Origin of the sequence: Rhodococcus sp. WS3 (assembly GCF_003797085.1) — a bacterium.
GTDB classification, from domain to species: Bacteria; Actinomycetota; Actinomycetes; order Mycobacteriales; family Mycobacteriaceae; genus Rhodococcus_F; species Rhodococcus_F globerula.
Map to the genome: position 1 here is coordinate 748,276 of NZ_RKMA01000002.1, position 12,858 is coordinate 761,133.

At 62.3% G+C, this 12,858-nt stretch carries 11 protein-coding genes; all 11 read right to left on the reverse strand.

Annotated elements, in window-relative coordinates; all coding sequences use genetic code 11:
- Nucleotides 1-9: 9 nt before the first annotated feature.
- Genes EEB13_RS17560 through EEB13_RS17610 form a run of 11 tightly spaced genes read right to left on the reverse strand, consistent with a single transcriptional unit; the run spans nucleotide 10 to nucleotide 12,857 of the window.
- Nucleotides 10-1,371: an NtaA/DmoA family FMN-dependent monooxygenase gene (locus tag EEB13_RS17560; protein ID WP_033234738.1), complete on the reverse strand. Its 1,362-nt coding sequence runs from the start codon at nucleotides 1,369-1,371 to the stop codon at nucleotides 10-12.
- Between the two features lie 21 nt (nucleotides 1,372-1,392).
- Nucleotides 1,393-2,466: an LLM class flavin-dependent oxidoreductase gene (locus EEB13_RS17565; protein WP_095886104.1), complete on the reverse strand. Its 1,074-nt coding sequence runs from the start codon at nucleotides 2,464-2,466 to the stop codon at nucleotides 1,393-1,395.
- Nucleotide 2,467: 1 nt separating this feature from the next.
- Nucleotides 2,468-3,499: an aldo/keto reductase gene (locus EEB13_RS17570; RefSeq protein ID WP_033234740.1), complete on the reverse strand. Its 1,032-nt coding sequence runs from the start codon at nucleotides 3,497-3,499 to the stop codon at nucleotides 2,468-2,470.
- Between the two features lie 43 nt (nucleotides 3,500-3,542).
- Nucleotides 3,543-4,574, reverse strand: a complete 1,032-nt coding sequence (locus EEB13_RS17575; protein ID WP_141485935.1) for an aldo/keto reductase — start codon at nucleotides 4,572-4,574, stop codon at nucleotides 3,543-3,545.
- A 40-nt stretch (nucleotides 4,575-4,614) separates the two neighbouring features.
- Nucleotides 4,615-5,853: an acyl-CoA dehydrogenase family protein gene (locus EEB13_RS17580; RefSeq protein WP_080711750.1), complete on the reverse strand. Its 1,239-nt coding sequence runs from the start codon at nucleotides 5,851-5,853 to the stop codon at nucleotides 4,615-4,617.
- On the reverse strand, nucleotides 5,850-6,770 hold the full coding sequence (locus tag EEB13_RS17585; protein WP_033234742.1) for an LLM class flavin-dependent oxidoreductase: 921 nt from the start codon (nucleotides 6,768-6,770) through the stop codon (nucleotides 5,850-5,852). Before EEB13_RS17585 ends, EEB13_RS17580 begins: the two co-directional genes overlap by 4 nt.
- Nucleotides 6,771-6,780: 10 nt before the next feature.
- Nucleotides 6,781-8,025 carry an LLM class flavin-dependent oxidoreductase gene (locus tag EEB13_RS17590; RefSeq protein ID WP_141485936.1) on the reverse strand — a complete coding sequence of 415 codons (1,245 nt, stop codon included), beginning with the start codon at nucleotides 8,023-8,025 and terminating at the stop codon, nucleotides 6,781-6,783.
- The gene (locus tag EEB13_RS17595) at nucleotides 8,022-9,272 is read right to left on the reverse strand and encodes an acyl-CoA dehydrogenase family protein (RefSeq protein ID WP_141485937.1); all 1,251 of its coding nucleotides are present in this window, start codon (nucleotides 9,270-9,272) and stop codon (nucleotides 8,022-8,024) included. The genes EEB13_RS17590 and EEB13_RS17595 overlap by 4 nt, the downstream gene beginning before the upstream one ends.
- Complete coding sequence (locus EEB13_RS17600) at nucleotides 9,269-10,885, reverse strand: dipeptide ABC transporter ATP-binding protein (RefSeq protein WP_116104031.1); 1,617 nt, start codon at nucleotides 10,883-10,885, stop codon at nucleotides 9,269-9,271. The genes EEB13_RS17595 and EEB13_RS17600 overlap by 4 nt, the downstream gene beginning before the upstream one ends.
- Nucleotides 10,882-11,796, reverse strand: a complete 915-nt coding sequence (locus EEB13_RS17605; RefSeq protein ID WP_141485938.1) for an ABC transporter permease — start codon at nucleotides 11,794-11,796, stop codon at nucleotides 10,882-10,884. Before EEB13_RS17605 ends, EEB13_RS17600 begins: the two co-directional genes overlap by 4 nt.
- On the reverse strand, nucleotides 11,793-12,857 hold the full coding sequence (locus tag EEB13_RS17610) for an ABC transporter permease (RefSeq protein WP_141485939.1): 1,065 nt from the start codon (nucleotides 12,855-12,857) through the stop codon (nucleotides 11,793-11,795). The genes EEB13_RS17605 and EEB13_RS17610 overlap by 4 nt, the downstream gene beginning before the upstream one ends.
- Nucleotide 12,858 lies beyond the last annotated feature (1 nt).

The window sequence follows — 12,858 nt, forward strand, 5'->3', positions numbered from 1 at the left end:
GTCCGCCGTCTACACCGGGACTGCAACCAACTCGGTTCCGGACCGATGCGACTGCGGGCGTCGACGGTCCCCGAAGGACAGGCCAAATCTCTCTCGCAGAGTTGGTGCTGTGTACTCACGCTGGAACAGACCGCGTGATTGCAGGATCGGTACAACCAGGTTTGCGAAGTTCTCGAGGTCGACGGCAGTATCCGCAGGCATGATGGTGAAACCATCCGCTGTTCCGGCCTCGAACCACTCCTGCAGATCGTCGGCAACCTGCTCAGCCGAACCCACCACAAGGCGATGCCCCGAACCGCCTGCGCCACGCGTCACCAGTTCACGCGGCGTGAGCGGACCCTCGTGAATCAAGGCGCGCGTCGACACACTGAACCCGGTCGAGAACGCACCTGTCGGAATCGTTCCCGGCAGGTCGGCTTCGGAAATCACGTCGTCGGGACCGAACGAGCCTTCGGGTAAGCCCAGATTCGCAAGCAGAACTGCAGTCAATCGTTCGATCGGCAATGTCGCATACAGTTCCTTTTCTCGAGCTCGGGCCTGCTCCTCGGTCGCCGCAACCAGCACAACAACTCCGAGTGATATTTTCACGTCATCGGGCCCGCGACCGGCAGCGACGGCCCGACGCCGGATGTCATCTCGAAAGGCAACCGCTTTCGACTGCGTCTGTGCCACCGTGAATACGACGTCGGCAAAATCTCCGGCCAGTTTCAACCCGCCTTCCGACCCGCCTGCCTGCACCAACACCGGACGACCCTGTGGCCCCGGCGGGACAGGAAGCGGGCCGGCCACCGAAAAGAACTCCCCGACATGGTCGCTGGAGCGGATTTGGGAGACGTCCGCGTACTGACCTGACTTCTTGTCCGCGACAAGCCAATCCGGTCCCCAGCTGTCCCACAGACCAGTCACCACCTCGAGAAACTCCCACGCCCTCCGATAACGAGATTCTTTGTCCGGGTGCTCGGACAGGCCGAAGTTCGCAGCTGCCGCCGGTGTCCCGGTGGTCACGATGTTGACGGCGGCACGCCCCTTGGTGACATGGTCGAGTGCTTGAAATCGACGTGCCAAGTTGTACGGCGAGTTATAGGTCGTCGAACTGGTAATTACGACACCAAGGTTCTCGGTGATCGCCGCCAGATGGCCGAGTAGCACCAGCGGATCGATTCCGGTTCCAGGTGCCTCCTCGATCTCGCCGCGCAACGCCGGCCCATCGCCGAGGAAGACGGCGTCGATCTTGGCCGATTCTGCGATCTGAGCGAGCCGCACAAAATGATCGATATCGAGATAGGCCAGTGGATCAGCGTGCGGTAACCGCCACGCGTGCCGGAAATGACCCGGCGTCATGAGGGACAAGTTCAGGTGCAATCCAGTCATCGCAGAAGTCTCACAATCGGGTTATGAAGGGACGGACGCAGCGGCCGATCGCCAGCCCAGCAAAGGGGCCAGCTCCCGGGCGCTGGTTTCGAGCAATCGGAGATGTTCATCCCGGTCTGGCACCCCGGGAACAAAGCTCACCAGCAAATCGGTGATGTCACGCAGTGCCGGGTCGGCGGCAAGTTCAGCTGCCAGTGTCTCGCTGGGTCCGATCAGTGCGTTGTCAGCCGCCAGATAGTCCTCGACGCTCTGGCTGCGGGTCTGTTTTCCCGACGTGCTCCAACTCTGCCAACGCTGCACACCCGGGGTCACCAATCGTGTTGCCACTTCCCGATCCGGATGTGGATACACCGCGCGCGACACCTGTACCCGTGGCGAGCGCACGGGGTCATTCCAGGCGCCGCGGTAGCTGTCGATCCACGCCGCCTGTCGTTCCTGTGCCTCTCGCGCGCTCCCACCCCGAAACGTTGTGGCCCTGGACAACTGCAAGCCGTCGCCGGCGAGAGCCGCTGCTCTGGCCGCATCGTGAGCGTGCGTGGGTTCACTCGTCGTGGCCTGCCACAATCGATCCCGTACGCCGTGACCAGGTGGGTACAGGACCTCCCCGGCACTGTTGAGAGACTTCCCCTCGAGTGCGCCGTGCAGTCGGTCGATCGACTCGCCAACCAACCGCTGTTTGTCGGAGAGATCTCGCCCGAACGCTTCCCAGGCCCCCGGGAAAGGCCCTGAACCCAGGCCAAGTTCCAACCGTCCATTACTGAGTACGTCAAGCGTCGCAGCGTCTTCGGCAACCTTCAGCGGATCCTCGAGGGGAAGCACCAATACCCCGGTGCCCAATCGAATTCTGCTGGTGTGCTGGGCGATCGCCGCAAGCGTGACCAGCGGAGCCGAGATATGTTCGTTGCCCTGACGGAAATGACGCTGGATCACCCACCCGGAGTCGTAGCCCAATTCCTCAGCGGCAACGAACAATTCGATCGCCTCGCGGTAGGCCTGCGCTGGTGACAGATCCCGGTCCAGATGGAGGAGGAAATTGAGCCGGAACGGTCGTCCATCCTCGATGCCCGCACCGATCGGCGCTGCGACGGACGTCATCTCAGAGGTTCAGCCCGGTGCCGTGAACACCGTGCTCTTCGATGATGGCGAGTTCCTCGTCGGTCAACTCCGGGAAGCTCAGTGCCTGCAGATTGTGGTCGAGCTGCCACGTCGAGCTGGCCCCCACCAACGCCGACGTGACTGCTGGCTGCCGCAAGACCCACTGAAGCGCCAACTGCGCCAACGACTGTCCACGTGATTCCGCCAGTTTGTTGAGCTCGGATGCACGCTGCCGATAGGTGTCGGTGAGGACATCGGGACTGAGGAAGGTGCTGTTGACTGCTCGGGCATCGGCGGGGATCGTCTCGAGGTACTTGTTCGTGAGCAGACCCTGAGCCAGCGGCGAATACACGATCAGCCCGAAGCCGTCCTCTTGCGCCAGTTCGAGCAATCCGTTCTGCTCGATACGCCGATCGAAGATCGAATACCTCGGCTGGTGAATGAGCAACGGAACGCCGGCCTCGCGGAGCAACACTGCGGCTTCGTGCGCACGCTCTGGTAGATAGTTCGAGAGTCCGACATAGAGCGCTTTGCCCTGCTGCACAGCTGACACCAGGGCTCCGACAGTCTCTTCGATGGGAGTCGACAGGTCTGGGCTGTGGCTGTAGAAGATGTCGACGTAGTCAGTGCCGAAATCACGCAGACTGTGATCGAGCGAGGCCAGCAAGGACTTGCGGGATCCACCCTTCAGATACGGGCTGGGCCCGATCGCGTTGCCTGCCTTCGTCGAGAGGATGATCTCGTCGCGGTAGGACGCCAGATCCTTCGCCAGAACCCTTCCGAAGTTCTGTTGCGCGGCGCGGTGCGGCGGGCCGTACCGGTCCGCGTTGTCGAAATGGGTGATCCCCAGGTCGAAAGCGTGCAGGATGATCTCCCGCTGCGTTTCGAACGCGTAGTCGGTACCGAACTTCTGCCACAGCCCGAAAGAGAACGCGGGAAGGTCGAGCCCCGACGCACCGCTTCTGCGGTACGGAATCTTGGTGTAGCGCTCGGCATCAGCAGTGTAGGTGGTTTCGAAAGTGCCATAGCTCATGAGTGTGAATGTCTTTCGGTAGTTTTCAGTAGTTTTCAGTAGGTCAGCGGTGGTCGCGGCGAAGCTCGGCCGGTGTCAACGACGGAGTGTCTCGCCCGGTGTCTCGCTCGGAGAATTGTGTACCCGGGTCGACGATCTCATCGATGCGATCCAGGATCTGATCGCTCAGCTGCACCGCCGCGGCCTTCACATACGCTTCGAGATGTTCTTGCGTTCGGGGGCCGATGATGACACTGCTGATCGCCGGATGATTGAGGGCAAATCCGATCGACAGATCGACAAGTGTGAGTCCGTTGTCCTCCGCAAGCTGGGCAAGTGCATCAGCTGCCACCAGTTTGCGTTGGTTGCGCTCGGCACTCACGTCGAAGCGACCCGGGATCAGTTCGGCACGAGCCGATTCCGGTTGCTGCGCGCCCAACCGATACTTGCCGGACAACCACCCGGCGGCAAGCGGGCCGTAGGAGAGGACGCCAACACCGTACTTCCTCGCCACAGGGAACACCTCACGCTCGACGCCACGCACCAGCAGCGAGTAAGGAAGCTGCTCGGTGTGAGGGGCGACAAGACCGTACTTCTCGGCAAGCCAATGGGCTTCGACCTGTTGATGTGCCGGAAACGCGGAGGTTCCGTAGTACCGGATCTTGCCCTGACGGATCAGGTCGTTGAGTGACTGCAACGTCTCGAGCAGGCTCGTATCCGGATCCGGGCGATGTGCCTGATAGAGATCGATGTAATCGGTACGCAGCCTGCGCAAGCTGTCCTCGACCGCCCGCGTGATCCAGCGGCGTGAATTGCCCGCGTGACGAGGGTCGGTCCCGATCTGGCCGTGGAACTTCGTCGCGAGGAACACGTCGTCGCGCCGACCTGTGAGCGCTTTCCCGACGATCTCTTCGGAAACACCCAGGGCGTACACGTCCGCGGTGTCGATAGCCGAGACACCGAGATCCAGAGCGGACGAAATGATCCGAAGGCTCTCCCCTTCCTCTTGCCAGCGGCCGAAGTTCATCGTCCCGAGCGTCAGTGGAGTGATCCGGACACCGGTTCGGCCGAGTACGCGGTCAACCTCGATGGTCATTGATTTCCTTTCACATGAATGGTGCTGTGCACAAATCTGTTCAGAACAACCCCGTGAGAGGGGGCTCTTCCCCGGTGAGGTGATAGGCGCCGGCGACTGCCGCTTTCCACTGACGCGGATTGTGGTTCGCAGCCGTGCGGGCATTACGCCAGTGACGGTCGAAACCCCACTCGCGGTTCGTAATCGAACCGCCACCGACATCGAAGAGCAATTCCGAAGCGCGAAGCGCAGACTCGATCGCGATGACGCCTGATTCGGCGACGACAACGGCGGCATTCGCGCCGGCCCGCCGCGCATCCTCGCCCGCCAATCCCCGCAAGTTCTGGAGCTCTTCGGCAGCCGACAACACCACCGCGCGTGCTGCCCGTACCCGCGCACCGAGTTCTCCGACGGTCGCCCGCACGTACGGATCATCGACGCTCTGTGTCGCCGAGCTGTGCTTGATGGGACGAGCCTGCTCCCGCACGAACCACACCGCATCATCGAGCGCGCGCGCCGCAATGCCCGCCTGTACCGCCGCGAGATAGAGCTGCGCGAAGGAGCCCTGCCACGGATTGTCCGGACGCGAGTCCTCCGCGACGACAACCTCGTCATCCGAGACCCACACATCGTTGAACCAGGTGGAACCGCTCTGCGTCAGCCGCTGGCCGATAGCGTCGAAGTCGTCACGTCGGTCTACGCCCGCGCGATCAACGGGCACCGTGAATCGGATGATGGTGCCGTCCTCGGTGACTGCTTGCGACGAGAAGTACGTCGCGTACAACGCGCCCGTCGAATAGAACTTTCGTCCGTTGACGACATAACCATCACCGTGGCGCCGGGCTGTGGTGGATACGCTTCCACTCGCCCCGCCGTTGCGCTCGTTGCCGGTACCCACGAACAACGCGCGTTGACGCAAACGCTCCAGATTGATCTCCCGAAGCGGAACGTCCTCACGACTGGCGACCTGGTTCGCAGCCAAAAATGTCGGCCGAAGCGCCTGCGCGACATTGGAATCCGCACGGGAAATGTCGATGACCAGCTCCACGACATCTCTGACGGTTCCTCCGCCGCCACCTTCGGCAGTGGCGATGCCGGTAAGGGCAATTCCGAGATCGGCAAGTTCACGGACATCATCGAACGCATAGTCCCGTGTCTCTTCGCGAGCCCGAGCAGTGGCACCGAGGCGGGTCAACACCGGAGCGGCAGCTGCTCGGATCCCGGCGACAGTCAAAGATTCCTCCCGACGCTCCACGCCGTGCTCCGGTACGGGTGCCGGAGACACATGTACGGCGGTCATGCAAACACCTCTGCGCTCTCACGCAGTGCGAGTGTCGAACGCAGCGTGCGCCCTATCGGTCCCGCAAGTTGAGGCACCACGTCCCTGACAAGGTCCACAATCGCAGCTTCGTCACGTCCACTTGTCGCGAGGACAAATCCGTCGACACCGTTGTCAGGCGCCCACTGCTTGAGTTCTACCGCACTGACGGCACCGGTCAACCGGGCCAGCAGCGCAACATCGGATCGCCGGCGTCCAACGGAATGAAGTGCGCCCGACAGGGCAGCGTCGGCCCCGTCGATGTTGTTGCGCTCCACGATGACGACGTCCGCAACCGCAGCGATCCGCGACCATCCCAGAGCGTCGGGATCGGCAGCCACGACCACGGGGCGACCTTGCACCGACGCCGGTCCGTCCAACGGTCCGGCCACGCGATAGAACCGACCTTCGTGATTGATCGGTGCGATCAACGTGTCGTCGACAAAGGTGGCACGTTCCTGGTCTCCGAGCAGTGCCGCGCGCGGGAACGACTCCCACAGCCGCGAGACGATGTCCGCATACTCGACCCACCGTTCGGATGTCTCCGATGCCTGGGGGTCTGGGGTTGTCGCATCGCTGACCTCGTCGCCCTCCCCCGGCGCGAGGACAACACCCACGCGGCCGTCTGTCGCACGATCCAGCGACAGCACTCGCCGAGCCAGGTTGTACGGCGCATTGTGCGTTGTCCGCGCATCGATCAGGTACCCGAGGTGTCCGTACCGACCAGCGAGGTAGCTGCCGACAATCGAAGGATCGATCGTGCGCAGGCTCTCGACCTCGTCGACAAGTCTGATGCCACTTGCGTTCACGCTCTGGGCAACTCGTGCGATTGCATCTGCGGCGGAGACTGATACTTGTCCCGCCGACTCACCCACCGCCAACTCCACGAACACGGTCATCTGTTTCTCCTCATTCCGCGCTCACGAGCGGGTACTCGTCTGTGGTGGTGTATGGGACGCCAGGCACACCGAGCCCGAGGTGATCACGCAGAGTGGTCCCCTCGTAATCGGTGCGGAACAGGCCTCGCCGGCGCAACTCCGGCACGAGATGGTCGGCAAAATCGTCGAACCCCGAAGGCAATACATCCGGCATCACGTTGAATCCGTCGGCCGCGCCATGGCGGAACCACCGCTCGATGTCGTCGGCGATCTGTTCCGGAGTGCCGACGACTATGCGGTGCCCGCCACCTCCGGACAGCTTCTTCAACAGTTGACGCAGGGTCGGATTCTCGCGCTCGATGATGCCGAGGACAACCCGGTAGAACGTCTGAGATCCGCCGGCGTGATCCGGATTTCTCAGTAGCTCAGGAGGAATCGGCGCATTGTCGTCGAGTCCGTCCAGGGAGAATCCGAGTTGTCCGGCAAGCCGATCGCGGGCGTACGCATCGGGCAGCAACTCGTCGAGGAGTTCGCGCCGCGCTCTAGCCTCCGCCTCCGTGCTGCCCAACACTGTCGACAGCCCGGGAAGAACGACCACCTCGTCCGGCGAACGACCGAACTTCCTTGCACCTTCGCGGATCTCGGTGCGAAATGCTCGCGCCTTGTCCAGGTCCTGTTCCGCGGAGAAGATCACTTCACCGATCTGCGAGGCCAACCGCTTTCCGTCACTGGAGCCTCCTGCCTGCACTATGACAGGCCGTCCTTGCGGTGATACGAGTTCAGTTCGCGCTCCCCACTTGGTGACCACCTGGTCGACCACAGTCGCGGCTCGGCGATAGCGGAGACCGTGCTCCGGCTCGCCGATATGGCCGAAGTTGCGCGCTGCGACCGGCCCCGCCGTTGTCACTACGTTCCAACCGAATCGCCCACCGCTGACGTAATCGAGGTCTCCGAGTCGCCTGGCGATTTCCTCCGGATCGTTGTACGAACTCGACAGTGTCCCGATCAGTCCGATCTTCTCGGTCTGTGCGGCCACCCGCGCCAATACTGTTGTGGGCTCCAGGTTGTTGCCGGATCGGTGCCTGATACTCGGGTCCAGTAGAGGACCGTCGGCGAGGAAAACCGCGTCGAGCTTGGCCGCCTCGGCCTTTTTGGCGATTGCTGTGTAGTGCTCGATCGTGTAGCTCGCCAGCGCGTCGGTATCGGGGAACCGCCAGGAGCCTCCGAAGACACCGGCATTGAGGATGTTGACGTTCAGATGCAGTTGCCCGCTCACAGCTGAACCCTTTCGCTCTGGTCGGCAGCGTTGGCTGCCGACGGCCGATCGGCGTAATAGCCTGATACCGGCGCATTTCCGTTGACGTAGTAGTCGCCGATCACCCGCGGCTTGTAGATGACCGGATTGTGTGACGCGAGCGTGCGCGCGTTGCGCCAATGTCGATCCAGGTGCGCTCGCCTACGAGCTGTGGACGAACCGCCCGCGTTGAACGCATCACTGGAGGCTGCCAGAACAGCGTCGATGACTGCTACCTGCGCAGCAGAGGCCTGGATATAGGCGTCGGAATACACCGCCTCGTCACCGGTGGCATGCGCCTCGTCCAACCGACGCGCGGCGTGACCGAGCAGAGTTTCCGCCGTCAGCGTGCGGGAGTAGAGAGTTCCGACAACACCGAGCACGTCCGGATCGGCGACTGCATCCTGCGTCAGGGCATGCCGACTGGTGCGGGTTCGGTTACGGACGATATCGATGGTCTCAGCCAGGACACTCCGCGCAATCCCGACCAGGTTCGCCAGATGCACGATCTGAACGAACGAGTCCAGCCCACGCAAAGATTCGGTATAGCGGCCGATCTCGCCGTTGGACTCCACTGGGACATCAGTGAAAATTGTTGTACCACTACCGGTCTGGCGTTGTCCGACACCGTCCCAGTCGTCGACATGCTCAACGCCCTGGTGCCGGGCGGGGAGCACCACGAACTCCCGGTGCCCGTCGCCGTCCACGACCGCCGCCCGAATGTAATCCGCGAAGCGGGAGCCTGTCGAATAGAACTTGGTACCGGAGACAACCCGCTCGCCCGCGTCACTGCGCCTGACCCGTGTGGTGATCGTGCCCCATCCGCCGCCCGAATCAAGGCCGGCAAGACGGTCGGCCGGCTCCGACTGCGCATTGCCGAACACCGCACCACCGGCGACCGTAGTCAACCAATACCCCCTCACCTCGGAATCGGTTTCCAGCCGCAGAATCTCGGTGGTGGTGAAGTGCCCACGCCAGATCTGCGGCACGTTGGCGTCTGCTTGCCCGGCCTCCGCGAGCAGGGCGAACAAGGTCGGCAAATCGACGTCGAATCCGCCGTACTCGCGGGGGACTCGCAGCTTGCCGAATCCGGCGTCGGCAAGCTCCTGTACCAGTTCATACGGGTGTTCGCCGGACAGATCACGTTCTCCGGCACCTTTTGCCAGTTCACCGAAGATGGACCTGAACCGGATCAGAGCGGCATCGAAGGTGTCGGGTCGAGTAGTCATGGGGTTCCTCGGGTAGTGGTGAGTTCGCGTCCGGCGATCGCCTCGAGCAACCGGACGGTGTAGTCGTCCGTGGGATTCGAAAAGACCTGTTCCACGGATCCTTGTTCGACAATTCGTCCGCGCTGCATCACCGCAACTCGATCTGAGATTGCGGAAACAACAGATAAGTCGTGCGAGATGAAAACGTAAGTGAGCCCGCGCTCTTGTTGAAGGCGCTGTAGGAGTTCGAGAATCTGTGCGGCCACAGACACGTCCAGCGCCGAGATCGGCTCGTCGAGCACGACAACTTTCGGTTCGACCACCAGCGCACGGGCGATTGCCACACGTTGGCGTTGGCCACCGGACAGTTCACGTGGATGACGGCGCGCAAAGTCAGCTGGTAGTGCCGCGGCTTCCAACGCAGCCGCCACGCGGTCGACGTTTCCCCGGCGTCGTCCCCAGTGCGCCTTCTGGAAAGACCGCAGCGGTTCTTCGACTACGTCGAAGACTGTAAACCGGGGATCGAACGACGAGTACGGGTTTTGATACACGATTTGCAGGTCACGGCGCAGTGGCCGAAACTCCGAGCGGCTCAGTGCAGTGATGTCCGAACCAAGCACGGACGCGCGCCCGGACGTCGCAGTGGTCAACCCCGCGAGAATTCGGGCAGTGGTCGACTTTCCGCTACCGGATTCGCCGACGATCGAAAAAGTCTCGCCTTGCCGAACGTGGAACGAAATACCGTCCACGGCAGGGACTTCGCCGTAATCCTTGTGCAGGTCCGCGACCTCGATAACCGTCTTCCGTGCCGCGAGCACAGAGCCTCGATTCTCGCGCACCGACAACCGCGATGGCACGCTGTTCAACAAATGCCGGGTATAGGCATGCCGTGGATTCGCGAGAACCTCCGCTGTCGGTCCGACTTCCACCAGATGCCCGTTGCGCATGACTCCGATGAGATCGGAGCGGTCTGCGGCAACACCAAGATCATGGGTAACCAGAACCATGCTCGTCGACGATCGAGCCCGCAGGCTGTCGATGAGATCGAGGACCTGTTTCTGCACGGTCGCATCGAGTCCCGACGTGGGTTCGTCGGCGATGATCAGATCAGGTTCCGCGGCCACTGCGGCTGCAACCAGCACTCGTTGCCGCATTCCCCCCGACAACTCGTGCGGATACTGCCCGTATCGGCGTTCGACATCGTCGAAACCGACGAGCGCGAACAGTTCGTGAACACGCTCACGCCGCGCATCCGCGCCGAGGTCGGTATGAAGACGCACCACGTCTTCGACTTGATGCCCCACCCGGCGGACCGGATCGAGGGACACCGTCGGGTCCTGCGGAATCAGACTCACCGACCGGCCACGGATCTCGCGCCACCCCTTGGGGTTCAACGCGGTCAGCTCCTGACCACGGAAGACGATCGAACCCGAGATCACTTCGCCGTTCGTGGGGAGTAAGCCGAGGATCGCATGGCCGGTGGTGGTCTTACCCGATCCCGACTCCCCCACCAGCGCCAGAACCTGACCGGGGCCGACGTCGAAGCTGACATCGTGCACCACTGGCGCAAGCGTGCGATTCGTCCGATAGCCAACGGTGAGTCCTTTGACGGACAAGACTGGATCCAGGCTCATCGCGAACTCCTTGTCGTGAGGTGACGAGCGATGTTGTTGGTCGCCAGAACCACCGCGATGATGGTGAGTGCGGGATAGAGTGTGAGCCATCCTCGAGTGGCAATGAACTGCCGCCCATCCGAAACAAGCAGTCCCCATTCAGGATTCGGTGGCTGAGCACCGAGTCCGAGGAAGCTCAGTGAGGCAATCCAGATGATGGCGATCCCGAGTTGAACGGCGATCAGCGATACGGTCGGCGCCAACGAGTTCGGAACCACGTGGCGCCGCAGAACCGTGAACGTGGTTGCGCCGCTGGTGATCGCCGCCTCGACGTAGTTACTTGCCCGCACGGTGAGTACCTCGGACCGGATCAATCGCGCGAACGTCGCCGCCGAGGTCAGACCCACTGCAATCGCGGCGGGAATCAAGCCCGCCTGCCCCACTTTTGCCGTGTACACCACCACGATCGTGATAGCGAGCAAGAAACCGGGGACGGACAGCACAACGTCGATGAGTCGCATCACCACGGTGTCGACGAACCCACCGAACCAACCGGCAACTGCGCCGAGCACCGAACCGACGATCACCGCGACGGCGACCGCCATGCTGGCGCCCAGTAGCGACGCCCGTGCGCCGTAGACGACACGTGCGTACATGTCGCGACCGAGAAGGTCGGTACCAAACCAGTGTTCGCCGGACGGAGGTAGTAACTTACGGCCGTTGTCGACGGCAATCGGATCAAAGCTGGTGAACACCCCTGGCAGGAGCGCCCACAGCAGCGCGAGTACAAAAATGGCGGTCGACAGCACCAAACCCCAGTTCCGGGCAGCCCATCGCACCGTTTCTCGAACGATCGACGCAGTTGCGTCTGGCTCTGCACCGCTCGTCGGCGGCGTATTCTGCGCCGTTGTGTCGTCGATGATGACGGTCATGGCATCGACACCTCCGCCGGCAGCCGGCGCTGAACCGAAACGGGTACAGGGGCGACGCCAGTTGCCTTGACGCCGAATCCGGGAAGTACCAGCTTCGTTCGGGTTCTACGAGCGGTGACGCGTGAGTTTTGCCCGTCCACAAGAACCCGCGGGTCGATGTACGGGTACGCCAGGTCGACCGCGAGGTTGACCGCCACGTATGCCAAAGCCGCAACCAACACCACTCCCTGGAGAACCGGGAGATCCTGGGTACCGACCGCATTCACGGTCAGCTGGCCGAGTCCGGGTCGAGCATAGACTGCCTCGGTCACCACAGATCCGGCGATCAGTTCGCCGCAGGCAAGTCCGAGAAGCGTCAGTACCGGCAATGCAGAGTTTCGTAGTACGCCCCGGCGGAAGGCATACCCCTCCCCAGCGCCCTTTGCATGCAGTACGTGAACAAATGGCAAGTCGCGGGTTGTGGTTATCGAGGTGCTGAACACCTGCGCTAGCGGTGCAGCGATGAGAATAGCCAATGTCGCGGCCGGAGCCAGTAGTGCCAGGAACGAACCGTCGTCGGACGACGGAATCACATGCAACTTGAACGACAAGAATTGCAGTACAAGGATTCCCACCACAAAGGTGGGTACCGAACCGAACAGCGCCGGTACCGAACCAACCACACTTCGCACCGACGCCCACGGAGCATAGTTCGCGACCACGGCGATGACAGCTGCCAGGACGAGGCCGAAAACCAATGCCAGACCGGTAAGTTGGAGCGTGCTCGGTAGGACATCGCCGATGAGGCCGGTCACCGGTGTGCCATTGGTGAGCGAATACCCCAAGTCTCCCCGCAGGATTCCACCCAGACCACTGACATACTGCTCCAGCAACGGCCGATCAAGTCCGTAGTACTCGACCAGCGCCCGCGCGGACTCCGGGGACAGTTGGGCCTCCGGGTTCTGGATGCGGTTGTTCACCGCGTCCCCAGGTAATGCGCTGAGGAGAAAGAAGGACAGGGTGTAGGCGGCCCACATCACCAAGATCGACTGCCCGATTCGCTTCAGGGTGTAATTGCGCATT

Excerpts from the sequence above, each read along its gene's own strand:
- EEB13_RS17605 (WP_141485938.1), bottom strand. The coding sequence starts at position 11,796 with ATGACCGTCATCATCGACGACACAACGGCGCAGAATACGCCGCCGACG.
- EEB13_RS17595 (WP_141485937.1), bottom strand. The coding sequence starts at position 9,272 with ATGACTACTCGACCCGACACCTTCGATGCCGCTCTGATCCGGTTCAGG.
- EEB13_RS17610 (WP_141485939.1), bottom strand. The coding sequence starts at position 12,857 with ATGCGCAATTACACCCTGAAGCGAATCGGGCAGTCGATCTTGGTGATG.
- EEB13_RS17575 (WP_141485935.1), bottom strand. The coding sequence starts at position 4,574 with ATGACCATCGAGGTTGACCGCGTACTCGGCCGAACCGGTGTCCGGATC.
- EEB13_RS17600 (WP_116104031.1), bottom strand. The coding sequence starts at position 10,885 with ATGAGCCTGGATCCAGTCTTGTCCGTCAAAGGACTCACCGTTGGCTAT.
- EEB13_RS17565 (WP_095886104.1), bottom strand. The coding sequence starts at position 2,466 with ATGACGTCCGTCGCAGCGCCGATCGGTGCGGGCATCGAGGATGGACGA.
- EEB13_RS17560 (WP_033234738.1), bottom strand. The coding sequence starts at position 1,371 with ATGACTGGATTGCACCTGAACTTGTCCCTCATGACGCCGGGTCATTTC.
- EEB13_RS17570 (WP_033234740.1), bottom strand. The coding sequence starts at position 3,499 with ATGAGCTATGGCACTTTCGAAACCACCTACACTGCTGATGCCGAGCGC.
- EEB13_RS17580 (WP_080711750.1), bottom strand. The coding sequence starts at position 5,853 with ATGACCGCCGTACATGTGTCTCCGGCACCCGTACCGGAGCACGGCGTG.
- EEB13_RS17585 (WP_033234742.1), bottom strand. The coding sequence starts at position 6,770 with ATGACCGTGTTCGTGGAGTTGGCGGTGGGTGAGTCGGCGGGACAAGTA.